Raw genomic sequence first — 23,627 nt, forward strand, 5'->3', positions numbered from 1 at the left:
AGCGGTGCCCCGCCCCGGATGATTGGCTGGATCACATGGGCCACGACGAGGAACACGACCAGGAAAAGACTCAGGACCTGCGCGGGAGCGGCGACAGCGCCACCCGCCGCGACCAGGCCGTCCGCGCCGCCGTCGAACAGGGCGTCGTGGGGCCCGCCGCCCCCGTCGTCGGCCTCCTCGACGTCACCGGCATCCGCGCGGCCGCCGCCGAGCTGCGCGCCGCCTTCGACGCCGTCGTCGAGCCCGGCACCCCCGTCCTGCACGCCTTCGCGGTCAAGGCCGCCCCGCTGGTCCCCGTGCTCAGGCTGCTGCGCTCGGCGGGCATCGGCGCCGAGGTGGCGAGCCCCGGCGAGCTCGGCATCGCCAGGGCCGCGGGCATCGCGCCCTCGGACACCGTCCTCGACTCCCCCGCCAAGACCCCCGCCGAACTGCGCCAGGCCCTCGCGCTCGGCATCGCCGTGAACGCGGACAACCCGCAGGAGCTGGCCCGCATCGACACGCTCGTCCAGTCGGCGCCGACCGGATCGCCCGTCGGCCTGCGGATCAACCCGCAGATCGGCGGCGGCTCGATCGGCGCGGTGTCGACGGCGACGGCCACCTCCAAGTTCGGGGTGCCGCTCTGCGACCCCGGCGCCCGCGACTGGCTGCTCCAGGCCTACCTCGACCGGCCGTGGCTGACCCGCCTGCACGCGCACTCCGGGTCGCAGGGCATGACCCTCGAAATGATGGTGCGGGGCGTCACCGCGACGTACGAACTGGCCGAGGAGATCAACGAACGCGCCGGGCGACGCCAGATCGACACCATCGACATCGGCGGCGGACTCCCCGTCAACTTCTCCTCGGACGAGGTGAGTCCGACCCACGCGCAGTACGCGCGCCGCCTCAAGGCCCGCGTGCCGGGACTGCTCGACGGTCGCTACGGACTGGTCACCGAGTTCGGCCGCTCGCTGCTCGCCAAGCAGGGCACGCTCCTCGCCCGCGTCGAGTACGTGAAGAAGGCGGGCGGCCGCCCGATCGCGCTGACGCACGCGGGCGTGCAGGTGGCGACGCGGACCGTGTACGCGCCCGCGTCGTGGCCGCTGCGGATCGCCGCCTACGACCCGAAGGGCAGGCCGAGGACCGGTCCCGCCGTCGGCCAGGACGTGGCGGGCCCGGCCTGCTTCGCGGGCGACCTGCTCGCCGAGAACCGCCCGCTGCCCCTGCTCGAACAGGGCGACTACGTAGCGGCGTTGGACACCGGCGCCTACTACTTCGCGCACCACTACTCGTACAACAGCCTGGCCAGGCCCGGGATCTACGGCTTCTCGTCGTACGCCGACGAGGTGCGCTTCGCCGCGGTGCGCGAGCCGCAGACGCTCGACGAGATCGTGGCGGAGGCGGGCGGCGGCGCGGAGCGGGACGCGCTGCGCCACCTCTGAGCTTCCTCAACTCGCGCATGGTGACGTGGATCACGGGCAGACCCACCCTCCAGATCCGCATCGGTTCCGGGGGAGGCACCTGTGACGACATCGGACACGTCCACCACCGCACCACAGCCCGCCGAGGAAGGCGGGCTGCACCGCGCCATCGGCCCCAAGCTGCTCATCCTCTTCGTGATCGGCGACATCCTCGGCACCGGCATCTACGCCACCACGGGCAAGGTCGCGGGGAAGGTCGGCGGCGCGCTGTGGCTGCCGTTCGCGATCGGCTTCGTCGTGGCGTTCCTGACGGCCGCCTCGTACGTCGAACTGGTCGGCAAGTACCCGAAGGCGGCGGGTGCCGCGCTCTACACCCAGAAGGCGTTCAAGGCGCCGTTCCTCACCTTCATCATCGCCTTCATGGTGATGTGCTCGGGGCTCTCGTCGGCGAGCGCGGCGGCCCGCGCGTTCAGCGGCGACTACCTCGGCGAGCTGACCGGCGACGCGCTGCCGCCGACCCTGATCGCGATCACCTTCATCGTGCTGCTCGCCGCCCTGAACATGCGCGGCGTCTCGGAGTCGGTGAAGGCGAACGTGGTCCTCACGCTCGTCGAGCTGACGGGCCTCGTCATCATCCTGGGGATCGGCGCGTACGCCGTCCTGACCGGTGACGGCGAACCGGCCAGGCTCACCGAGTTCGAGGCGAACGGCACGGGATACGCCCTGATGACCGGAGTGTTGGGGGCCACCGCCCTCGGCTTCTTCGCCTTCGTCGGCTTCGAGGACTCGGTCAACATGGCCGAGGAGACCAAGGATCCGGTGCGCACCTTCCCGCGCGCGATCTTCATCGGCGTCGCGGTGACGGGCACGATCTACGTCCTGGTCGCGCTGGTCTCCTCCCTCCTGGTCGACTACAAGACCCTGGAGGGATCGAGCGGCCCGCTGCTCGAAGTGGTGAAGGCGGGCGGCGTCGACTTCCCGCACAAACTCTTCGCCCTGATCGCCCTGTTCGCGGTCACCAACTCGGCGCTGATCAACATCATGATGGCCTCGCGGCTCTGCTACGGCATGGCCAACGAGCGCATCCTGCCGCGCGCCATGGGCCGCGTCCTCTCCCGGCGCCGCACCCCGGTGGTCGGCATCGTCTTCGTCTCGCTGCTCGCCATCGGCCTGGTCTCCACGGGCGAGATCGAGGGCCTCGGCGACACCACGGCGTTCCTGCTCCTGTGCGTGTTCGCGGTGGTCAACGTGGCGGTCCTGGTCCTGCGCCGCGACCCGGTCGAGCACAAGCACTTCCGCACCCCGACGGTCCTTCCGGTCCTCGGAGCGCTCACCGCGCTGATCCTGGCGAGCCCCCTGGCCGACCGGCCGGCCGAGGTCTACGTCCGGGCGGGCGTGCTGATCGCCATCGGGGTCGGCCTCTGGGCGGTCAACAAGGCGGTCATGAAGGCGCGCGGCGAGGACTGAGCACTCGATCGCTTGCCCGATGGATCCGGTCATTCGCGGGCCGTCCCGGATGCTCTCGTGAACCGATCCCGTCGGGATCGGGCATGTTCCCCCGGGAAATGCCCATTCCTCACGGAACCGGGGTTCCGCTGCGTACTTTCCTCCCACCGAGTGGTGAGAACCACTCGGTCGGGTGGTGGGGACCACCCGGTTCCACCTGGGGAAGGGGAGGCAGCGTGCCCGGAATCGACGAGTGTCTGCTCGAGGCGATGACACTGCCCGGGGCGCGTGGAGCCGCGATCGTCGACTGGACCAGCGGGCTCGCCCTCGGTTCGGTCGGCGAATCGCCCAACGGCGACCACGAGGCGACCGCCGCGGAGACGGCGGAGGTGGCCCGCTCCGCCGCCGAGTACCGGGCGTTCGCACCGGCCGACACGGCGTACGACAGCGCGGACGATGTCAAAGGGCTCCCCGTCGAGGACCTCATCCTCACCACCCGCGCCGGACTCCACCTGCTCCGCTTCGTCGAGACGACCTTCGACAGCAGCGTCTTCCTGTACCTCTGGCTCGACCGCGGCACCGGCAACCTCGCCCTCGCCCGCATGCGGCTGCGGGACCTGTCCGAGCGCCTGGTGCTGCGGTGAGCGCCCTGCGGATCACCGCGCCCGCCACGTCGCCCATGCTGATGCGCCTCGCCGACGAGCGGGCCACCGGCGCGTTCCTGCGCGACCAGGGCACGCTCTACCTCGTCGAAGGGCGCGTCGTGCACGCGGAGAGCCCCGCCGCGCCCGGCATCGACGTCCTGCTCACGGCGGGCGGGTCGCTGCCCAGGCAGGGCTGGCAGGAGTCCCTCACGCTCGCCGGGACCCGGCACGAGGTGGGACGCCATCTGGTCGACAGCGGCCGGGTGGCCGCGGGAGAGCTGGAGATGTGCCATCTCGGCGCGCTGTACGACGCCGCGTTCTTCGTGCTCGGCCCCGCCCGCGGCCCCACCCGGTTCCGCTACGGCGTCGCGCACTGGCTCGGCCGGGTGCGTCCCGTGTGCGCCGAGGCCGTGGAGCGCGAGACGCGGCGCCGCCGGGCGCTCCTCGACGGCATCTGGCCCTGCGCCGACGTCGACACCGCGCCCGTGGTGCCCCGTCCTCCCGCGCCGGGGCAGACCCTCACCGGACGCCAGCGCGCCCTGCTGCGCCTGGCCGACGGCGTCCGCACCCCGACCGCCATCGCCTGGGCGCTCGGCCGCCCCACGTTCCACGCCCTGATCGAGGTCAGACGGCTGGCCGCCGCCGGGCTCGTGGAACCCCCGCGGCCGCGGGACCCGGCGGCGGCCGGGGCGGCACTTCCCCTGCCGGTCCCGGTGGACGCCGCGGCGCCGGACATCGCCCTGCTACGCCGGGTCCGCGACGCGCTGGAGGCAACCCTGTGAATGCCCGTACCGCTCATCGGGCCGAGTCCTGTCCCCCATGAAGCTCATGGCGCTCTGGAAGCGCACCGGGAGGAGGAAGCCGATGGCTTCGGAAGCCGATGTGATCGGCGAACTGAGACGGCTGCGGACCCGGCTCCCGCAGCTCAGGGGCGCGCTGACCGCCAGTGTCGACGGGCTCGTGCTCGCGCAGGACGCCGCGGACGTGGAGGCGGAGGGCGTCTGCGCCCTCACCGCGGCGGCGCTCGCGGTGGCCCTGCGGCTCTCCGACGCGACCCACCAGGGCGACTTCCGCGAGCTGTTGATCCGCGCCGACCACGGATACGTGGCCACCTACGCGGCCGGTTCGTCGGCCGTGCTGACCCTGCTCGCCGAGCCCCAGATCAACGTGGGCCGGCTGCATCTGGAGGCCCGCCGCTCCAGCGCGCTCATCGGCGACCTGGTCGACGCCGCCGTCGTACGAGCGGAGGAAGCCTGACCCATGCCCCCCACCACACCCTCACCGTCCTCGTCATCGCGGACACCCAGCAGACGGAAAGGAAGTGCACGACTCATGGCCAACACGGAGACCGCACTCAAGGAAGCCACCACCTCCATCGACGGGGTCGTCGGCGCCGCCCTGGTCGACTACACGAGCGGCATGGCCCTCGGCACGATCGGCGGCGGCAAGGAACTGGACCTGTCCGTGGCGGCGGCGGGGAACACGGACGTGGTGCGCGCCAAGCTGCGCACGATGGAACTCCTGGGCCTCAAGGACGAGATCGAGGACATCCTGATCTCGCTCGGCTCGCAGTACCACCTGATCCGGCTGATCAAGGGGCGCAACAACAACGGCCTCTTCCTCTATCTGGCCCTCGACAAGGACCGGGCGAACCTCGCCATGGCCCGCCACCAGCTCAAGCGCATCGAGGCGGGCCTGGAGGTCTGACCCGCGCCGAGGACCGGCGGCGCCGTGCCCCGTGGCGCGGCGCCGTCACTCCACGAAGAGGCCGCGCGCCGCCGCCCGTACGTCGAACTCCTCCAGGCGCGCCTGCGCGTCGGGGAGCCCGTCGCACATCGCCTCCAGGAGGACCCGGCCTAGCAGCATCGGGGCGCACGCCGTGTCGAAGGCGAGGCCCGTACCGACCGCGGCGGGGAGGAGGAGGTCGGAGTGGGCGGCGACCGGGGCGAACGCCGAGTCGGCGACCGTGACCACGGTCAGGCCCGCCGAGCGCGCGTAGGCGAGGGCGTCGACGACCTCGCGGGGGTGGCGGGGCAGCGCGAAGCAGAGCAGGGCGGTGGCACCGGCCCTGACCGCCGCGTCGACGCGGTCGGCGAGCATCGTGCCGCCCTCGTTCAGGAGGCGTACGTCGGGGTGGACCTTGGCGGCGAAGTACGCGAAGCCGTACGCCTGGGAGGCGGCGGCGCGCAGGCCGAGCACGGGCAGCGGGCGGGAGGCGGCCAGGAGCCGTCCCGCGCGTTCCACCGGATCGGGGTCGGCGAGCAGCTCGGCGAGGTGGCGCAGGTTCTCGATCTCCGCCTGGACCGCCTGCTGGTACTCGTTGAGGGAGTCGCCCGCTGCCGCCTCGGCGGGTGCCACGTCCCGCAGGTGCTTGCGCAGCGCCGGATAGCCGTCGAAGCCGAGCGCCACCGCGAAGCGGGTCACCGACGGCTGGCTCACTCCGGCCAGTTCGGCCAGTTCGACGCTGGAGAGGAAGGGGACGTCGGCCGCCCGGCGCACCATGCAGTGCGCGATGCGGCGCTGGGTGGGCGTGAGCCGGTGCCCCTCGAAGAGCACTTGCAGCCGCGCCGCAGGACTGTCACTCATACCGTTCCCCTCACAACACCCATTCCCTCGGCGGCCGTTCCGTTCGCGCCGCCCGGTTCCGTCCACAGCTCGGTGAACCGGTCGAGCAGCCCCGCGGCCGCCGTCACATCATCCGTCAGCGGCCGGTCGGCGAGTTCCCCGTCAAGGACCTCGTCGGCGAGCGCGAAGGCGCGGCCGACCGGCAGCTCGGGGTCCAGGCGCATGTCGCGCTGCCTCAACGCCCGTACCGCAGCGACCAGTTCACATCCCACCACCAGGCGGTACGCCGAGCAGACGCGCAGGGTCTGGCGGGCGGCGAGCGAGGCGAAGCTGGCCTGCTCCTCGACGCCGCGGGAGAGCACCGCGTGGCCGAGCGAGGCGGGCGCGGAGAAGGCGCGCAGGTCGCCGAGGGCCGCCCCGGCCGCGTATTCGAGGATCATGACGCCCGACGAGGCAGGTTCGCCGTCGGCGAGGAAGGGCCGCAGGCGGGTGAAGCCCGGCTCGTTCAGGGTGGACAGGCGCGAGGTGGAAAGGCGCGCGGCCTGGGTCGTGGCGAGCCGGAAGTGGTCGAGGGCCAGGGCGAGTTGGGCGAGGTAGAAGCCGCCGTGGTGGTAGGCGGCCAGGTCGTCGGGTGAGATCAGCGGGTTCTCGGCGGCCGCGTTGATCTCGACGGTGAGGACGTTCTCGAGCGCGTCGGCCGCGTCGTGCGCGGGGCCGTGGATCTGCGGCACACAGCGGAAGCCGTAGGGGTCCTGGATGCGGCCGAGCGGCGGCGTGGGGCGGTCGGGGGCGCCGAGCAGGCGCCGCATGCGTTCGGCGACCGCGTACGAGCCGGGGTGGCGCCGCGCCTCGTGGACGGGCAGCGCGTACGCCTCGTAGGACCCGTCGACCGCCATCAGGGAGAGCGCGGCGACCACCTGGGTGGCGCCGATCAGGCCGCGCAGCTCGTGCAGGGCGAGCGCCGACTGGCCGAGGGTGAGGGCGTTGCTGCTGATCAGGGCGAGGGCGTCGTTGTTGTCGAGGGGCTGGGGTTCGGGCGCGGCGCCGGGGCCCTGCCAGGGGTGCTCGCCCGCGAGCGCGAGGCCCATCTGGGCCAGGGCCGCGATGTCGCCGGTGCCGACCGAGCCGAACTCGTTGACCGTGGGGTAGGCGCCGGTCTCCAGGGCCTGACAGAGGGCGGTGACCACGCTGGGGCGCAGGCCCGCGCCGCCCGCGAGGAGTTGGTTGGCGCGGACCGCGAGCATCGCGCGGACCTGCCGCGCGGGCAGTTCCTCGCCGATGGCCCCTGCGTGCGAGCGCAGCAGTCTCAGACCGTGGTCGGCGGCCGCCTCGGTGGGCACGTCCTCGTTCCGGTTCGCGCCGACGCCGGTGGAGCGACCGTAGACGCGCCCCCAGGCCGCGATCTCGCGTGCCGCGTTCCACGAGTCCTCGGCGCGCTTCATCCCGTCGGTCGCCGGAACGGGCATGGCATCCGATTCGGCCAGGCGTACGACATCTGCGACCATCAGTCCCCGGCCGTCGAGGACGACGACCTTTTCCCTGTCGTCGGTCGCCCTGTCCGCGATACGAGACGACTTCACTCGCATTCCCTCCTCAATCGGACGCTCCGTCTTGCCCACCGGCCACTTGTTACCAGTGATTTACGCCGGAGCATTGACAACCTATTCAGACAGCAAGAACTCTGCATGACGATATACAGCCGGGCAAGGGACTCCTCATGATCCAATTCGATACGGTCCACAAACGCTTCCCGAACGGCACCACAGCGGTCCACGACCTCAGCCTCGAGATGCCGGAAGGCGGCGTGACCGCACTCGTCGGATCTTCCGGTTGCGGCAAGACGACGACCCTCCGAATGATCAACCGAATGGTCGACCCGACCTCGGGGACCATCCGCGTCGGCGGCCGCGACGTCCTCGAACAGGACGCGGCCGAACTGCGCCGCTCCATCGGCTACGTCATCCAGCAGTCCGGGCTCTTCCCGCACCGCACGGTCCTCGACAACATCGCCACGGTGCCGCTGCTGCTCGGCTGGGGCCGCAGGAAGGCGCGGGCCAGGGCGGCCGAGCTCCTGGAGACGGTCGGCCTCGCCGCCGACGCGGGCAAGCGCTACCCGCACCAGCTCTCCGGCGGCCAGCAGCAGCGCGTCGGCGTGGCCCGCGCGCTCGCCGCGGACCCGCCGGTGCTCCTCATGGACGAGCCCTTCGGCGCGGTGGACCCGGTGGTCCGCACCCAGCTCCAGGACGAACTGCTGCGCCTCCAGCGGGAGTTGAACAAGACCATCGTCTTCGTCACCCACGACATAGACGAGGCCGTACGGCTCGGCGACCGCATAGCCGTCTTCCGCACCGGCGGGCACCTCGTGCAGTGCGCCGAGCCCGCGGAGCTGCTCGCCCGCCCCGCGGACGACTTCGTCGCGGACTTCCTCGGCGCGGAGCGCGGTCTGAAGCTGCTCTCTCTCGAGACCCTGGCGGATGTCCCTCAGGGACCGGCGCCCGAGGGCGGCGCGTGGACGCTTCGCCTGGACGCGGCGGGTACGCCTCTTGCGTGGCGGCACAAGGACGGGGACGCCGCCGATGTTCCCGTGCGGGCGCTGCGGGACTCCGACTCGTTGCTTGCCGCGCTCGACGAGTCGCTGTCCGCGCCGACCGGGCTCGTGGCCCGGGTCGACGAGGCAGGTGCCCTGACCGGGGTGTCGTCCCGGGAGGACATCCACGACGGGGCGGGTGCGGCGCATGAACGGGGACGGTCATCCCGCGGGCCGGTGGGGGCTGGTCGCGCAGTTCCCCGCGCCCCTGACTGGTCCGACCCGGTCGGCGCCGAGGAGCCCCTGCAAGGGGCGCGGGGAACTGCGCGAGCAACCAAGGACGGTCCGCACCCGCCAGCGGACCTCGCGGGGCAGACGGCCCCGCGCACCACGGACGACCCGAACGACACGGACGACGAAGGCACCAACCCCGCCGCAGCGGAGCGCACCCCGTGACCATCGACTGGTCGTGGATCACCGACCACAGAGACGACCTCACCACCCTCACCCTCTCCCACCTCCAGGCCGCCCTCTCCGCCGTCGCCCTGGGACTGCTGATATCCCTGCCGCTGGCAGTCCTCGCGCACCGCGTCCGCCCCCTGCGCGGACTCCTCCTCGGGCTGTCGAACGTGCTCTTCACCATCCCGTCCATCGCCGTCTTCGTGCTGCTGCTCCCGGTCAGCGGACTGACCCGCACCACCACCGTCATCGGCCTGACGATCTACACCCTCGTCGTACTCCTGCGGAACACCGTCGAGGGCCTGGACTCCGTGCCCGCCAGGACGAAAGAGGCCGCGAAGGCCATGGGCACCCGCCCCCTTCGCACCCTGCTCACCGTCGAACTCCCCCTCGCCCTGCCGGTGATCATGGCGGGCGTACGCATCGCGACGGTCATGTCGATCTCGCTGGTCTCCGTCGCGACCTACATCGGCGACGGCGGGCTCGGGCAGCTCTTCACCGACGGCTTCCAGCGCAACTTCCCCACCCCCGTGATCGTCGGCGTCGTCCTCACGCTGCTCCTCGCGCTGGTCGCCGACGCGCTGCTCGTCGCCCTCCAGTACGTCCTGACGCCCTGGACCCGCCGCCGGAAGGGCGCGTGACATGTACGAACTCCTCAAGGACCTCGGCGCCTGGCTGGTGGACGGCGAGCAGTGGACGGGTCCCGACGGCATCGGGCACCGGCTGGCCGAACACCTCCAGTACTCGCTCCTCGCCACGCTCGTCGCCGCCGCCATCGCGCTGCCGATCGGCCTGCTCATCGGGCACACCGGACGCGGCGCCTTCGTCGCCATCAACCTCTCCTCGTTCGGCCGCGCGCTGCCCACCGTCGGGCTCGTCGTCCTCGTCTTCCTGGCGAGCGGCCTGTCGATGTGGCCCGTCTACATCGCGCTCGTCGCCCTCGCGGTGCCGTCGATCGTCACCAACACGTACGCGGGCATGACCGCCGTCGACGCGGAGGTGAAGGACGCCGCGCGCGGCCAGGGCATGCGGGCCCACCAGGTGCTCCTCCAGGTCGAGTTGCCGCTCGCGCTGCCGCTGATCATGACGGGCCTGCGGCTCGCCCTGATCCAGGTCGTCGCGACGGCCACCATCGCCGCGTACGTCTCCTTCGGCGGGCTCGGCCGCTACGTCTTCGACGGGCTCGCCCAGCGCGACCTGGTCCAGGTGCTCGGCGGCGCCGTCCTCGTGGCCCTCGTCGCCGTCGTCCTCGACCTCGCGCTCTCCGGACTCCAGCGCGTCCTCTTCCGTCATCGTCCCGCCAAGTCGGCCTAGGAGCAGACCAGATGCCTCCCCTCAACCGCAGGAAACTGCTCGGCGGGCTCCTCGCCGCCGCCTCCGTCCCCGCGCTCGCCTCGTGCAGCGGCGGCATCACCTCGCTCGACGGCGGGGGCTCCGGCGGCGGGGGCGGTGGCTCCAGCAAGGACGGCGTGACCATCGGCACCGCCAACTTCACCGAGAACCAGGTCCTCGGATACCTGTACGCGGCGGCCCTCGATGCCGAGGGCGTCAAGACGAACGTCCGCCCCAACCTCGGCACCCGCGAGATCCTCATCCCCGCGCTCAAGGGCGGCGACATCGACCTGCTGCCCGAGTACCAGGGCGCCCTCCTGCACTACCTGGACACCGGGGCGAAGGCCACCGAGGAGGGCGAGATGCAGAACGCCCTCGCCATGGCCCTGCCGCGCGGCCTGCAGATCCTGCCGTACGGGATAGCCGAGGACTCCGACGCGTTCGTCGTCACCCGCGAGACCGCGAAGGAGTACGGCCTCAGGTCCCTGGCCGACCTGGCGAAGCACAACGGCAAGCTCGTCATCGGCGCCGCCCCCGAGGTGAAGAAGCGCGAGGTGGGCGCGGTCGGCCTCAAGGAGGTGTACGGCGTGGAGTTCAAGGAGTTCAAGTCCCTGGACTCCTCCGGCCCGCTGGTGAAGGGCGCGCTGCGCAAGGGCGACGTCGACGTGGCGAACCTCTTCACCACCGACACCGACATCGTCGCCGAGAAGTGGGTCGTCCTCACCGACCCCAAGAACCTCGTCCCCGGCCAGCACGTCGTCCCGCTCATCGCCGACCGCAAGGCCGACTCGACCGTGCGCAAGGCGCTCGCCCGGCTCGGCGCCCGCCTGAGCACCGAGGACCTCACCGAGCTCAACCGCCTGGTGGACAAGGACAAGAAGGACCCGGAGGACGTCGCCCAGGAGTGGGCACAGAAGCACGGCATCACCAAGAAGTAGCCGGTCAACACCCACCAACTCGTCGAGTACAGCAGGGGGTTCAGCGGATCATGGCAGCAGAAGATCTCGTGGAGCGGCGCTCCATCGACGTCGTCCCCGACGACGAACGGCACGGCACGGCGTTCAGCCAGTTCACGCTCTGGCTCGGCGCCAACCTCCAGATCACCGCGGTCGTCACGGGCGCGCTCGCCGTCGTCTTCGGCGGCGACGTGGTCTGGTCGCTCGTCGGTCTGGTGGTCGGCAACCTGCTCGGCGGCGCGGTGATGGCCCTGCACTCGGCGCAGGGCCCGAAGCTGGGTCTTCCCCAGATGATTCAGTCACGCGCCCAGTTCGGCGTGAAGGGCGCGGTCGTCCCGCTGCTGCTCGTGATCCTCATGTACGTGGGGTTCTTCGCGAGCGGCAGCGTGCTCGCGGGACAGGCCACGGCCGAGCTCACGCACACGAACGACACCACAGGCATCGTGCTCTTCGCCGTCGTCACGGCGGTCATGGCGGCGGTCGGCTACCGCGTCATCCACGTCCTCGGCCGGGTCGCGAGCGTGATCTGCGCGCTCGCGTTCGTCTACCTCGGCATCCGCCTCCTGGACCGCGTGGACCTCTCCGCGCTCCTGCACGACGCCCACTTCGACCTGCCGATGTTCCTGCTCGCCGTCTCGCTCTCGGCGTCCTGGCAGCTCGCCTTCGGCCCCTACGTCGCGGACTACTCGCGCTATCTGCCGCGTACGACGTCGGCGAAGGCCACCTTCTGGTGGACCCTGTCGGGCTCGGCGCTCGGCTCGCAGTGGTCGATGACGTTCGGCGTCCTGGTGGCCGCGAGCGCGGGGGACGCCTTCCTCGCCAACCAGGTCGGCTACGTCGTCGGCCTCGGCGGCACCGGTCTGATCGCCTCCTTCCTGTACTTCGTGATCGCGCTCGGCAAGCTGACCATCAACGTGCTCAACACCTACGGCGGCTTCATGTCGATGGTCACGAGCATCAGCGGCTTCCGCGGCCAGAAGGTCATCGGGCCGCGCGGACGGGCCGCCTACATCGCGGTGATCATGGTGGCGGGCACGGCCGTCGCGCTGCTCGGCAAGGACAGCTTCCTGTCGTCCTTCAAGGACTTCCTGCTGTTCCTGCTGACCTTCTTCACGCCCTGGTCGGCGATCAACCTGGTCGACTACTACCTGATCTCGCGCGAGCGGTACGACATCCCCGCCCTCTTCGACCCGCGCGGCCGCTACGGCGCCTGGCGCTGGGACGCGCTCCTCGTCTACGGCGTGGGCCTCCTCGCCCAGCTGCCGTTCCTCGTCACGCACTTCTACACGGGCCCGCTGGTCGACCCCCTGGGCGGCGCCGACGTCTCGTGGATCGTGGGGCTCGTGGTGCCCGCGGTGCTCTACTGGGCACTGGCCCGGCGCGACCCGCGCGCCCCTGGGGCTGAGCCCCGGCCGGAAAGGGGGGTTAGCCCCACCGCCACGGAGGCCGCCGCGCCGTAACGTAACGGGGTATGGAAGCCCGTGACGCCGAACTCAAGAAGGAACTCGACGCCACTCTGCACGCCCGCAGAGAGCTCGGCGAAGAGTACGACTCCGCCTTGGTCGACTCGTTCCTCGGGAAGGTCGAGCAGCGCCTCGACGGAACGATCGACCGGCGCATGCGCCGCCATCTCGCCGAGCAGCAGATGGTGGTCGCCCGCGGCAGCCGATCCCCCTCGAACCCCCTGGACTCGTGGAGCGAGCGGTTCGGCTTCGGCATCATCTCGCTGATCCTGGCGGTCCCGCTCTCGGCGATCGGCGTGGTCAACGCCGGGATGCCCGGCCTCTTCACCACCTGGGCCGGGATCGTCGGCATCAACGCGGTGCAGGCCGTGCGCGGGGCCAACTTCGGGCAGCGGCGCCAGGAGCGCACCTCGGAGTGGGACAGCTGAGACCCGTGCCGGGCCCCGCCGCTCACACCTGACGCGTGGGCAGCACGATCAGCTGGCGCAGGTTGACGTGCCGGGGACGGCTCGCCGCGTACGCGATGAGGTCCGCGACGTCCTCCGAGGCCAGCGAGCCCACCTCGTCGAACATGCCCTCCAGCAGCCCCGAGAGCTCCGCGTTGTCGACGTGCCCGCGCAGCTCGGTGTCCGTGAAGCCCGGCTCGATGTTGGTGACGCGCACGTCGCGCGGCCCGAACTCGGTGCGCAGCGACTCCGACAGGTAGGTCAGCGCGGCCTTCGTCGCGCCGTACACCGCGTAGTGCGGGAACGCGATGTGCGCGCCGATGGACGAGATGTTCACCAGGTCCGCGGTACGCCCCTCCCCCGCCGCCTCGATCAGGTCCTGCGCGAAGGCGCGCACGATCCGCAGCGCGCCCGCCACGTTGGTGTCCAGCATCCGCTGCCACTCGTCGGTGCGCCCGTCCGTGACCGGGTTCGGCAGCATCACGCCCGCCGAGTTCACCACCAGGTCCACCGTTCCGTACGCGGCGTGCACCCGCTCCACGGCGGCGTCCACCGACGCCTGGTCGGTGACGTCGGCGGCGACGGCGAGCGCCCTGCCGCCGTCCGCCTCGATCTTGGCGGCCAGCTCCGCGAGGCGCTCGGCGCGCCGGGCGACCAGGACGACCGCGGCGCCCCCGGCGGCGAGCAGCCGTGCGGTGGCCTCGCCGATGCCGCTCGCGGCCCCGGTGACGACGGCGGTGCGGCCCTGCAGCTTCTCGTACGACATGTCCGAACTCCCTTGGCGATCCCCGCCGTCCGGACCGTGCGTCCGGCGGCGATCACCACTTTGCTCAACCGGCCGACCGCTACCCAGGGCTGTGCTTTTCCTGGGTCTGGCAGTACCAGGCTCGATCGGGCGCGCCAGCCTAGGATCGGCCCCATGGACGGGGACATCGGAGACTTCCTGCGCTCACGGCGCGCTCGCATACAGCCCGACGAGGTCGGGCTCGCCTCGCACGGCCGCCGCCGCGTACCGGGCCTGCGCCGGGAGGAGGTCGCGCAACTGGCGGGCGTGAGCGTGGACTACTACATCCGGCTCGAACAGGGCAGGGGCCCCTCGGTCTCCGACGCCGTGCTCGACTCCCTCGCCCGCGTGCTGCGCCTGGACGAGACCGAGCACACCTACCTGCGTACGGTGGCCAGGCCGCGCCCCCGCAAGGAGCGGCCCGCCGCCGCACGGGTCCGCCCCGGCCTGCGGCTGCTCCTCGACTCCATCGAGCGCTCCCCCGCCCTCATCTTCGGCCGCCGCATGGACGTCCTCGCCTGGAACTCCCTGGGCGACGCCCTCAACGGCTGGTCCGCGCTGCCGCCCGCCGAGCGCAACATCCCCCGCCAGGTCTTCCTCGAAGGCCCCGCGCGTGACTGCTATCCCGAGTGGGAGGCGGTGGCCTCGGAGACGGTCGCCCATCTGCGCCTGGACGCGGCCCGCCGGCCCGGCGACGCCCGACTCGCCTCACTGGTGGGCGAGTTGTCGGTCAAGAGCGAGACCTTCCGCCGCTTGTGGGCCGACCACCAGGTCAAGGAGAAGACCCACGGCACGAAGCACATCCACCACCCGGTGGTGGGCGAGCTGATCCTCCCCTACGAAACCCTGACCCTCCCCGGCGACCCCGACCAGATCCTGGTGGTCTACACGGCGGAACCGGGCACGGATTCGGCGGACCGCTTGGCGCTGCTGGCCAGTTGGGCGCTGAGCGCCACATAGCCAGGGCGGGCGAGCCCCGCAGGGGCGAGTGTCTGGGGGCGCGGGGAACTGCGCGACCAGCCCCCACCGACCCGCACGGAAGGCCGCCCGCAGGGACCGCCGCACCCCCGGAAACCAGGGGGCGGGACGACGGCGATCCCCGCGGGGGACGCGCACACCGGTCAGGGCCAAGTGCCACGTCCAGGCGTCCACGGACCCGGGAGCCGCTCCGGAGTTCCTGACGCCGACACCCACCAATGTGCCGGAGCCGTGTTAAGCGGGTGCTGCGCGAACGTGTCGTGCTCGTACCACTTCCGCGAAGTTCACCCCAAGGCTCCGGCCCCGCAGGTCACTGCCCCTGCTGCTCCGCGAGGAAGGCGAGCAGGTCCTGGCGGCTGACGACACCGGTCGGCTTGCCCTCGACGAGGACGATCGCCGCGTCGGCACGGCCGAGCACCGCCATCAGGTCGGCCACCGGCTCACCGGAGCCGACCTGCGGCAGCGGGTCCGACATGTGCTTCTCCAGCGGGTCGGAGAGCGAGGCGCGCTGCGCGAACAGCGCGTCGAGCAGCTCGCGCTCCACGACCGAGCCGATGACCTCGGCGGCCATCACGTCGGGGTGTCCCGCGCCCGGCTTCACGATGGGCATCTGCGAGACGCCGTACTCGCGCAGGACCTCGATGGCCTCGCCGACCGTCTCCTCGGGGTGCATGTGGACCAGCGAGGGCAGCTCGCCGCCCTCCTTGCGGCGCAGCACGTCGCCGACCTTCGGCAGGTCCCCGGCCTGCTCAAGGAAGCCGTAGTCGTTCATCCACTCGTCGCTGAAGATCTTGCTCATGTAGCCGCGCCCGCTGTCCGGGAGCAGCACGACCACGACGTCGTCGGGGCCGAGGCGCTCCGCGACCCGCAGCGCCGCCACCACGGCCATGCCGCAGGAACCGCCGACGAGCAGCCCCTCCTCCTTGGCCAGGCGCCGCGTCATCTGGAAGGAGTCCTTGTCGGACACCGCGACGATCTCGTCGGTCACGTTGCGGTCGTACGCCGTCGGCCAGAAGTCCTCACCGACGCCCTCGACGAGGTACGGACGCCCGGAGCCGCCGGAGTACACGGAACCCTCGGGGTCGGCACCGACGACGGTGACCGCGCCCTTGGAGATCTCCTTCAGGTAGCCGCCCGTACCGGAGATGGTGCCGCCGGTCCCGATGCCCGCCACGAAGTGGGTGATCTTCCCCTCGGTCTGCTCCCAGAGCTCGGGGCCCGTGGAGTGGTAGTGCGAGAGCGGGTTGTTCGGGTTGCTGTACTGGTCGGGCTTCCAGGCGCCGGGCGTCTCGCGTACGAGCCGGTCGGAGACGTTGTAGTACGAATCCGGGTGCTCGGGATCGACGGCCGTGGGGCAGACCACTACGTCGGCGCCGTACGCGCGCAGCACGTTGATCTTGTCGAGGGACACCTTGTCGGGGCAGACGAAGATGCACTTGTAGCCCTTCTGCTGGGCCACGATGGCGAGGCCGACCCCGGTGTTCCCTGAGGTGGGCTCGACGATGGTGCCGCCGGGCTTCAGTTCCCCGCTCTGCTCGGCCGCCTCGATCATGCGCAGCGCGATGCGGTCCTTCACGGATCCGCCGGGGTTGAAGTACTCGACCTTGGCCAGGACGGTCGCCTGGATGCCCGCGGTCACGTTGTTGAGCCTCACCAGCGGGGTGTTGCCGACGAGACTGATCATCGAGTCGTGGAATTGCACCGTTGTCTCCGGGCTGCGATGTAGTGCGACGAATTGGTGCGGTCAGCCTAAGGGTCCGGGTCATCCGTTCACCTCCGCTTGCGATTGGCCGACCGTGCTTACGGGGCAATGAGTGGATGTACGGCCGTATGCAGCGGTACGGCCCCAGGAGGTGGCTGCAGGGCATGTCGAGGGCGAGGGTGGCACGGCGGATCGCCGCGGGCGCGGCGTACGGCGGCGGCGGCATCGGGCTGCTCGGGGCCGCCACGGTGGGCGTGGTGCTCGCCGAGGTGCAGTTGGCGAAGCGGTCCGTGGGCGGCGGGGCGCACGGGGACCCGCCACGGGCCGACGGGCGCTACGGCAGGGCGTTCGCCGACCGCTCCGCCTCCTGCGAACCGGTGCGGTTCGCGATGCTCGGGGACTCCACGGCCGCGGGCCAGGGCGTGCACCGGGCCAGACAGACCCCGGCGGCGCTGCTCGCCTCCGGGCTCGCCGCGGTCGCCGAGCGCCCCGTCGACCTGCGCAACGTGGCGCTGCCCGGCGCCCAGTCGGACGACCTGGACCGCCAGGTCACGCTGATCCTCTCGGACCCCTCCTGGGTGCCCGACGTCTGCGTCGTCATGATCGGCGCGAACGACGTCACGCACCGGATGCCGCCGACCCGCTCGGTGCGCCACCTCTCCGCGGCGGTGCGCAGGCTGCGGACAGCGGGGGCGGAGGTGGTCGTGGGGACCTGCCCCGACCTCGGCACCGTCGAGAACGTCTACCAGCCGCTGCGGTGGCTGGCCCGCCGGGTCTCGCGGCAGCTGGCCGCGGCGCAGACGATCGGCGCGGTCGAGCAGGGCGGGCGGACGGTGTCGCTCGGGGACCTGCTCGGCCCCGAGTTCTACGCGAACCCCCGGGAGCTGTTCGGTCCCGACAACTACCACCCCTCGGCCGAGGGGTACGCGACCGCGGCGATGGCCGTGCTGCCGACCCTCTGCGCGGCGCTCGGGCTCTGGCCCGAGGAGGAGCGTCCCGACGTCTCGCGCCGCGAGGGGTTCCTGCCGGTGGCGCGTGCGGCGGCGCAGGCGGCTTCCGAGGGCGGTACGGAGGTCACCGCGGCGATGCCGGCGGGCCCCCGGGGGCCGTGGGCACTCCTCAAGCGCCGTCGCCGGCGCCGCATCCAGACGCCGGAGGCGTCGCCGTTGCCCCACTGAGGGGACTCCTTCAGCTGCGGGCCGGTGGGGGTTGCTCGCGCAGTTCCCCGCGCCCCTTCCAGGGGCTCCCTCGGCGCCGACCGGGGCGGACCGGTCAGGGGCGCGGGGAACTGCGCGGCCAGCCCCCACCGGCCCGCGGGGAAAGTCCGCCCAAGGCCCCCGGCCTGAGTCCCGCGTCACATGTTCCACCACGTGACCGTAGGCAATACGTGCGGGTAACTTCACAGGGAGCCCTGCCCCCTCCCCCTGGAGCCGCGTGATGCCCGAAGCCGTGATCGTCTCCGCCGCCCGCACCCCGATCGGCCGCGCCTTCAAGGGGTCGCTGAAGGACCTGCGCCCGGACGACCTGACCGCCACCATCATCGAGGCCGCCCTCGCCAAGGTGCCGGAGCTCGATCCCAAGGACATCGACGACCTGATGCTCGGCTGCGGCCTGCCCGGCGGCGAGCAGGGCCACAACCTGGGCCGCATCGTGGCCGTGCAGATGGGAATGGACCACCTTCCCGGCTGTACGATCACGCGCTACTGCTCCTCGTCCCTGCAGACGAGCCGCATGGCCCTGCACGCCATCAAGGCGGGCGAGGGCGACGTGTTCATCTCGGCGGGCGTCGAGATGGTCTCGCGCAGCGTGAACGGCTCGTCCGACATCCTGGAGGCCCGCAACCCGCTCTTCGACGACGCCCAGGCCCGCACCAAGGCCGTCTCCGAGTCCACGGGCTCCGACTGGCACGACCCGCGCGAGGACGGCCTGATCCCGGACGCGTACATCGCGATGGGGCAGACCGCGGAGAACCTGGCCCGCGCCAAGGGCGTCACCCGTCAGGACATGGACGAGTTCGGGGTCAGGTCCCAGAACCTCGCCGAGGAAGCCATCAAGAACGGCTTCTGGGAGCGCGAGATCACCCCGGTGACCACCCCCGACGGCACCGTCGTCAGCAAGGACGACGGCCCGCGCGCGGGCGTCACCCTCGAAGGCGTCGGCGGCCTCAAGCCCGTCTTCCGCCCCGACGGCCTGGTCACCGCGGGCAACTGCTGCCCGCTCAACGACGGCGCCGCCGCTCTCGTGATCATGAGCGACACCAAGGCCCGCGAGCTCGGCCTGACCCCGCTCGCCCGCATCGTCTCCACGGGCGTCACCGGCCTCTCCCCCGAGATCATGGGCCTCGGCCCGGTGGAGGCCAGCAAGCAGGCCCTCTCCCGTGCCGGGCTCACCGTCGACGACATCGACCTCTTCGAGATCAACGAGGCCTTCGCCGCCCAGGTGATCCCCTCGTACCGCGACCTGGAGATCCCGCTCGACAAGCTGAACGTCAACGGCGGCGCCATCGCGGTCGGCCACCCCTTCGGCATGACCGGCGCCCGCATCACCGGCACGCTCATCAACTCCCTCCAGTTCCACGACAAGCAGTTCGGCCTGGAGACGATGTGCGTGGGCGGCGGCCAGGGCATGGCGATGGTCATCGAACGCCTCAGCTAGGGCGAATTCGCTGACACACAGTTCGCAAGGCTGACGCTCAGTCCCTGCATCTGTTCGTGACCCAATCTCCCCCAGGATGTGACCTATCTCCTGGGGGAGATGCATATGCCCAGGTCAGACCGCATCTGTGGATAAACACCGGGACGAAAGACCTGTCCAATTCGTGACGTAATGCACTGACAGGTGGATCGTGCAGGCTTCAAGCTGATGTAGGAAGTCGGGGGTCGACTTGAAACCGGGAGTACGTCAGTGAGCGCCATGCCTCTTGCCCTGCTGCTCTCCACGGCCGCTGCCACGGCCGTGGGCGCCGCCGCCCTGCACGCCGTGTACGGGCTCCGGAAGCAGCTCACGGCCCTGCGCACCGAGCTGGCCGACAGCCGTGCCGCGAGCGGACCGCACCCCACGGTGCCGGGCGCCCGCACCACACCGGACACCGACGAGATACGCGCGGCCGTGGCCGAGGCGCTCGCCGAGGAGCGGGAGCGCGAGCTCGCCGAGGCGCGCGCGTTCTGGGCCGCCCAGGAGGCCCGCGACGCCTCCGACGCGCCGTCCCTCCTCAGCGGCCTCCCGGGGCTGCACGACGGCATCGCCGACGAGCTCTTCCTGCCCCGCCAGGCCGACTTCGCCGGCATCGAGGCGGACAGCCTCGAGCCGGTCATCGAGCCGTTCGCCGACCCGTCCTTCGACGAGTTCGCCGGGGAGTCCGCCGAGCTGGCCGCCGCCCGCCGCAGGCACCCCTCGCACCCGGACTTCGTGCCGGTGCAGGCCCCGCCCGCCGACGGCTACGGCGACCACGAGCGCACGGTGGCCTGTCTGGAAGAGCTGGCCGGTGCCCGCACCGCGCTCGCCGACGTCCGCCCGGGACCGCTGGGCACGCTCGACGTGTACGTCTTCGCGGACGGCACCACGCTGTGCATGACCCCGGGCCACCGCGAGACCGCCGAACTCCTCGCCGACGCCCTGCGCGACGGCCACGCCCCGGTCCTGCTCGGCGGCTCCGGAGTCTCCGGCGCCTACGCCCTGACCTTCGAGTGCGGCACGGAGAACGTCTACATCCTGGCGGACCGGGTCATCGCGTCGGTCTGAGCTTTCGCGGGGAGCGCCCCGTCAGGGGCGCGGGGAACTGCGCGCTCAGCCAGAGCGGGCCCGCGGCCGCCGCAAGGGACCTACACCCCCGCCCTCCTCTGCGCCTCGGCGACAAGCTCAAGCGCCTCCGCAAGCCCACCGCGATCCGCGAGGACCAGCGCCAAGTCCCGCCCCGCCACAGTGATCTGATCAGCCGCGGCGAACATCCCCGCGTCCGGCATCTCCCGCGGCTCGGCGGACGGCGCCTCGATGCGCTGGGCCCGCACCGCCAACTCCCTGGCAAGGGCCAGCGCTTCGGCCGCCGCCCCCCGCTGCAGTCTGCTCTGCGGCGCCGCCCGCAACCGGTCGGCGAATTGGTCCACTGCGGCCGTCAAAGGCGTCGTATCGAGCACCCCGCGACCTTATGCGCCTTTCCGGGACTGTTGCCAACACCCCAACCCTCAGGCACGGTGGCGTGAAGGACGGAACACATCGCGACGCGTCCGGAGGCGCCGATGTCCCAAGTCTTCTCCGAGGAGACCCACCGCAACCTGCTCGCCCGAATCCCCCACTGCACCGGTCGTGAAGTCTCCGACTGGCTGCGCGCCGTGGACGAAGGCCCCTCTCTCTTCCGCTTCGAGGAGAAGGTCAGCTGGCTCCGCGCCGAACACAACCTCGCGTACGGCCACGCGAAGGCGATCATCCACGAGTACGACCTCAGGCGAGCTGCCCGCAAGTTCCTCTGACCGCCGACCCCCCACCCTCTGATCCCACACCTCCGAGAATCCCTCACCCGTACGACGAAGGGCCCGCGAACCGGAATCGGTCCGCGGGCCCTTCGGCTTGCCGGTCACCCGGCGGGGTCCCGTCAGTCGTTGCCCGAGAAGATGGCGATCAGGCGCAGGAACTCCATGTAGATCCAGACGAGCGTCATCGTCAGACCGAACGCGGCGAGCCACGCCTCTTCCTTCGGCGCTCCGTACGCGATGCCGTCCTCGACCTGCTTGAAGTCCAGGGCCAGGAAGCACGCGCCGAGCAGGATGCCGACGATGCCGAAGACGATGCCGAGGCCGCCGCTGCGGAAGCCGAGACCGTCACCGCCGCCGATGACCGCGAACAGCAGGTTCACTGCGGTCAGCAGCAGGAAGCCCATCGCGGCGGCCATCACGAAGCCGTAGAAGCGACGGTTGACGCGGATCCAGCCCGCCTTGTACGCCACGAGGACGCCGATGAAGACGGCCATCGTGCCGAGGACGGCCTGCATGGCCGCGCCGCTCGCGATGCGGTTGTCGACGACGCTGGAGACGACGCCGAGGAAGACACCCTCCAGCGCCGCGTACGTCAGGATCAGCGCGGGGGACGCCTTGCGCTTGAACGCCTGGACGAGGCCGAGCACCATCGCGATGAGGCCGGCGCCGATCGCGATGCCGTACGACTTGCTGATGTTGGCGTCGTCGACCGGCAGCAGCGCCCAGGCGAGCGCGGCCGTGACCACGAGCGTGCCGAGCGTGGTGGCGGTGCGCATGACGACGTCGTCCATCGTCATGCGGCCCGCGGTCGTTACGGGCGCCTGGGGCGCGCCGTACTGCACGTCCTGCTGGGCGTACGGATTGGTCGCGTAGGGGTTGCCCGCGGGGGCCTGCTGGCCCGCGTACGGATTGCCCTGCTGGGTCTGGGTCGCGCCTGCGGGTCCCCCGGCCTGCGGCTGCTGGCCGAAGCCGGCGTAGCCGTTGTCGCGGCTGAACCCCCGTCGCGAGAAGACCGGGTTACTGCTCCTCATTTCACTCCTCCATGGCCACCGGGCGTGGCTTTGGTTCAAGAGTAATGCGTAGGCAAAGGGATGAGCCTAGTGCCTGGGGAGGATCTTTCCCTCACTGTGACCGAGAACGTCCGGGGCCGCCCGCACTGTTCCCGGACGGGATCCGTTCCTCCGCACGAGTGGCACCAGCGAGATGGCGACCGCGCCCAGTATCGCGGCGACCGCGAAGGTGGTGAAGCCGAGCGAGGCGTTGCCGCCCGCCACCACCGCGCCGCCGAGCCAGGGCCCGACGACCGCTCCGGTGCGCCCGACGCCGGTGACCCAGCCGAGCCCCGTGGCGCGCTGGGCGGGCGGGTAGACGGAGGGGGCGGCCGCGTACACCATGACCTGCGCGGAGAAGAGCCAGATGCCGGTGACGAAGACGATGGCGTAGGCCACGCCGAGCGGCAGGTGGGCCTTGAGCAGGAACGCGCCGCAGGCGGTGAGCAGGAACCAGACGGCGGAGACCCTGACGGCCCCGAAGCGGTCGGCGGTGCGTCCGGCGACGAGCATGCCGACGATGCCGCCCGCGTTGATCACCATCAGGAAGGTGACGGAGGAGGAGAGGGAGTAGCCGGAGGCGCGCATCAGCTCCGGGAGCCAGGTGGAGACTCCGTAGACCAGGAGCAGCCCCGCGAAGGAGGCGAGCCACATCAGCGGGGTCGCCAGGCGCCGCCCGGGACCGAAGAGCGAGGCGACGGCGGCGAAGCGGCCCCTGGCGCCCGCCTCGGGGGCCGCGGCCGGGGTCGGGGCGGGCAGCAGGTAGCGGGCGGCGACCGCCTCCGCCTCGCGCGTACGCCCCTTGGCGAACAGCACGCCGGGCGACTCGGGCAGCCACTTGACGACGAGCGGGACCGCGACGAGGGCCGGTATCACCCCGGCCCAGAAGACGACACGCCAGCCGTGGTCGGGGCCGAGCGCGAGCCCGAGGCCCGTCGCGGCCATGCCGCCCGCGTGGTACGAGGTCATCATCAGTCCGGTGGCGAGCGCGGCCCTGCGCGGCGGCGCGAACTCGGCGACGATCGCGAGCCCGATCGGCATCAGGCCGCCGAGGCCGACCCCGGAGACGAAGCGCCCGGCGCCGAAGACGAACACGCTCGGCGCGAGCGCGCACAGCGCGGAGCCCAGCGAGAAGACGACGACGCTGCCCGTCACCATCGGCTTGCGCCCCAGCCAGTCGGTGAGCGTGCCGCAGCCGAGGGCCCCGACGAGCATGCCGAAGGTGGTCCAGGAGCCGACGGTGCCCGCGGTGGACGCGGTGAAGCCGAAGCCCTCGTCGTCGATGAGGTGCGGCATGACGGCGCCGTAGATGTTCACGTCCATGCCGTCGAAGAAGACGACGAGCCAGCACAGGGCGATGACGGGCGCGACGGCCCGGAAGGTGCGCTCAGGTGGGTTCACGGGGCTCTT

The 23,627-nt window shown here is 71.5% G+C and carries 23 protein-coding genes and 1 pseudogene; 17 read left to right on the forward strand and 7 right to left on the reverse strand.

The features are described from left to right. Positions 1-35: 35 nt before the first annotated feature. The 6 genes from KY5_RS16465 to KY5_RS16490 all read left to right on the forward strand — a co-directional run bounded on the left by KY5_RS16465 (position 36) and on the right by KY5_RS16490 (position 5,194). Complete coding sequence (locus KY5_RS16465) at positions 36-1,418, forward strand: diaminopimelate decarboxylase (RefSeq protein WP_098242961.1); 1,383 nt, start codon at positions 36-38, stop codon at positions 1,416-1,418. Positions 1,419-1,499: 81 nt separating this feature from the next. Further along, entirely contained in the window at positions 1,500-2,864 is a 1,365-nt protein-coding gene (locus tag KY5_RS16470; RefSeq protein ID WP_098242962.1) for an APC family permease, read from the forward strand. A gap of 215 nt (positions 2,865-3,079) precedes the next feature. Next, positions 3,080-3,487: a hypothetical protein gene (locus KY5_RS16475; protein ID WP_098242963.1), complete on the forward strand. Its 408-nt coding sequence runs from the start codon at positions 3,080-3,082 to the stop codon at positions 3,485-3,487. Positions 3,488-3,522: 35 nt separating this feature from the next. Then, positions 3,523-4,269, forward strand: a complete 747-nt coding sequence (locus tag KY5_RS16480) for a hypothetical protein (protein ID WP_098247292.1) — start codon at positions 3,523-3,525, stop codon at positions 4,267-4,269. 82 nt (positions 4,270-4,351) lie between these two features. Beyond that, a complete protein-coding gene (locus KY5_RS16485; RefSeq protein ID WP_098242964.1) occupies positions 4,352-4,744 on the forward strand; it encodes a roadblock/LC7 domain-containing protein in 393 nt (130 codons plus the stop codon). Between the two features lie 75 nt (positions 4,745-4,819). Beyond that, on the forward strand, positions 4,820-5,194 hold the full coding sequence (locus tag KY5_RS16490) for a hypothetical protein (RefSeq protein ID WP_098242965.1): 375 nt from the start codon (positions 4,820-4,822) through the stop codon (positions 5,192-5,194). Positions 5,195-5,239: 45 nt separating this feature from the next. Here KY5_RS16490 and KY5_RS16495 read toward each other — a convergent pair whose 3' ends face one another. Both KY5_RS16495 and KY5_RS16500 read right to left on the reverse strand, forming a co-directional pair. After that, positions 5,240-6,073, reverse strand: a complete 834-nt coding sequence (locus KY5_RS16495; protein ID WP_098242966.1) for a MurR/RpiR family transcriptional regulator — start codon at positions 6,071-6,073, stop codon at positions 5,240-5,242. Then, positions 6,070-7,638 (reverse strand): aromatic amino acid ammonia-lyase, encoded by a 1,569-nt coding sequence (locus KY5_RS16500; protein WP_098242967.1) that lies wholly within the window; start codon positions 7,636-7,638, stop codon positions 6,070-6,072. Before KY5_RS16500 ends, KY5_RS16495 begins: the two co-directional genes overlap by 4 nt. Before the next feature lie 131 nt (positions 7,639-7,769). On the opposite strand from KY5_RS16500, the pseudogene KY5_RS16505 reads away from it, so the two are divergent. The 6 genes and pseudogenes from KY5_RS16505 to KY5_RS16530 all read left to right on the forward strand — a co-directional run. After that, positions 7,770-8,789 (forward strand): annotated as a pseudogene (locus tag KY5_RS16505) (ABC transporter ATP-binding protein); the annotation flags it as partial. 242 nt (positions 8,790-9,031) lie between these two features. After that, positions 9,032-9,679, forward strand: a complete 648-nt coding sequence (locus tag KY5_RS16510) for an ABC transporter permease (RefSeq protein WP_098242969.1) — start codon at positions 9,032-9,034, stop codon at positions 9,677-9,679. A 1-nt stretch (position 9,680) separates the two neighbouring features. After that, the gene (locus tag KY5_RS16515) at positions 9,681-10,352 is read left to right on the forward strand and encodes an ABC transporter permease (RefSeq protein WP_098242970.1); all 672 of its coding nucleotides are present in this window, start codon (positions 9,681-9,683) and stop codon (positions 10,350-10,352) included. 11 nt (positions 10,353-10,363) lie between these two features. Continuing rightward, positions 10,364-11,308: an ABC transporter substrate-binding protein gene (locus KY5_RS16520; protein WP_098242971.1), complete on the forward strand. Its 945-nt coding sequence runs from the start codon at positions 10,364-10,366 to the stop codon at positions 11,306-11,308. 50 nt (positions 11,309-11,358) lie between these two features. Then, complete coding sequence (locus KY5_RS16525; protein ID WP_098242972.1) at positions 11,359-12,786, forward strand: purine-cytosine permease family protein; 1,428 nt, start codon at positions 11,359-11,361, stop codon at positions 12,784-12,786. Positions 12,787-12,797: 11 nt separating this feature from the next. Continuing rightward, positions 12,798-13,217: a hypothetical protein gene (locus KY5_RS16530; protein ID WP_098242973.1), complete on the forward strand. Its 420-nt coding sequence runs from the start codon at positions 12,798-12,800 to the stop codon at positions 13,215-13,217. 22 nt (positions 13,218-13,239) lie between these two features. Here KY5_RS16530 and KY5_RS16535 read toward each other — a convergent pair whose 3' ends face one another. After that, positions 13,240-14,001 (reverse strand): SDR family oxidoreductase, encoded by a 762-nt coding sequence (locus tag KY5_RS16535; RefSeq protein WP_098242974.1) that lies wholly within the window; start codon positions 13,999-14,001, stop codon positions 13,240-13,242. Positions 14,002-14,154: 153 nt separating this feature from the next. Between KY5_RS16535 and KY5_RS16540 the strand changes: the two genes are divergently transcribed. After that, positions 14,155-14,979, forward strand: a complete 825-nt coding sequence (locus KY5_RS16540) for a helix-turn-helix transcriptional regulator (protein ID WP_098242975.1) — start codon at positions 14,155-14,157, stop codon at positions 14,977-14,979. A gap of 328 nt (positions 14,980-15,307) precedes the next feature. Here the strand turns inward: KY5_RS16540 and KY5_RS16545 are convergent, their stop codons facing one another. Beyond that, on the reverse strand, positions 15,308-16,699 hold the full coding sequence (locus KY5_RS16545) for a cystathionine beta-synthase (RefSeq protein WP_098242976.1): 1,392 nt from the start codon (positions 16,697-16,699) through the stop codon (positions 15,308-15,310). Between the two features lie 164 nt (positions 16,700-16,863). Here KY5_RS16545 and KY5_RS16550 point away from each other — a divergent pair, with 164 nt between their 5' ends. The 3 genes from KY5_RS16550 (at position 16,864) to KY5_RS16560 (ending at position 20,440) form a co-directional block, all read left to right on the forward strand. Continuing rightward, positions 16,864-17,877, forward strand: coding sequence for an SGNH/GDSL hydrolase family protein (locus KY5_RS16550; RefSeq protein WP_234362748.1), 1,014 nt, complete (start codon positions 16,864-16,866; stop codon positions 17,875-17,877). A 259-nt stretch (positions 17,878-18,136) separates the two neighbouring features. Beyond that, positions 18,137-19,354 (forward strand): acetyl-CoA C-acetyltransferase, encoded by a 1,218-nt coding sequence (locus tag KY5_RS16555; protein WP_098242978.1) that lies wholly within the window; start codon positions 18,137-18,139, stop codon positions 19,352-19,354. A gap of 258 nt (positions 19,355-19,612) precedes the next feature. Next, complete coding sequence (locus tag KY5_RS16560; RefSeq protein ID WP_098242979.1) at positions 19,613-20,440, forward strand: hypothetical protein; 828 nt, start codon at positions 19,613-19,615, stop codon at positions 20,438-20,440. Between the two features lie 80 nt (positions 20,441-20,520). Here the strand turns inward: KY5_RS16560 and KY5_RS16565 are convergent, their stop codons facing one another. Beyond that, positions 20,521-20,832, reverse strand: coding sequence for a hypothetical protein (locus KY5_RS16565; protein ID WP_199843106.1), 312 nt, complete (start codon positions 20,830-20,832; stop codon positions 20,521-20,523). Between the two features lie 102 nt (positions 20,833-20,934). On the opposite strand from KY5_RS16565, the gene KY5_RS16570 reads away from it, so the two are divergent. Then, positions 20,935-21,165: a DUF4287 domain-containing protein gene (locus KY5_RS16570; protein WP_055545457.1), complete on the forward strand. Its 231-nt coding sequence runs from the start codon at positions 20,935-20,937 to the stop codon at positions 21,163-21,165. A 122-nt stretch (positions 21,166-21,287) separates the two neighbouring features. On the opposite strand, the gene KY5_RS16575 is transcribed toward KY5_RS16570, so the two are convergent. Both KY5_RS16575 and KY5_RS16580 read right to left on the reverse strand, forming a co-directional pair. Next, the gene (locus KY5_RS16575; RefSeq protein WP_098242980.1) at positions 21,288-22,199 is read right to left on the reverse strand and encodes a Bax inhibitor-1/YccA family membrane protein; all 912 of its coding nucleotides are present in this window, start codon (positions 22,197-22,199) and stop codon (positions 21,288-21,290) included. A gap of 66 nt (positions 22,200-22,265) precedes the next feature. After that, positions 22,266-23,618 (reverse strand): MFS transporter, encoded by a 1,353-nt coding sequence (locus KY5_RS16580; RefSeq protein WP_234362749.1) that lies wholly within the window; start codon positions 23,616-23,618, stop codon positions 22,266-22,268. Positions 23,619-23,627 lie beyond the last annotated feature (9 nt).

The organism is Streptomyces formicae (assembly GCF_002556545.1).
Taxonomy (GTDB): domain Bacteria; phylum Actinomycetota; class Actinomycetes; order Streptomycetales; family Streptomycetaceae; genus Streptomyces; species Streptomyces formicae_A.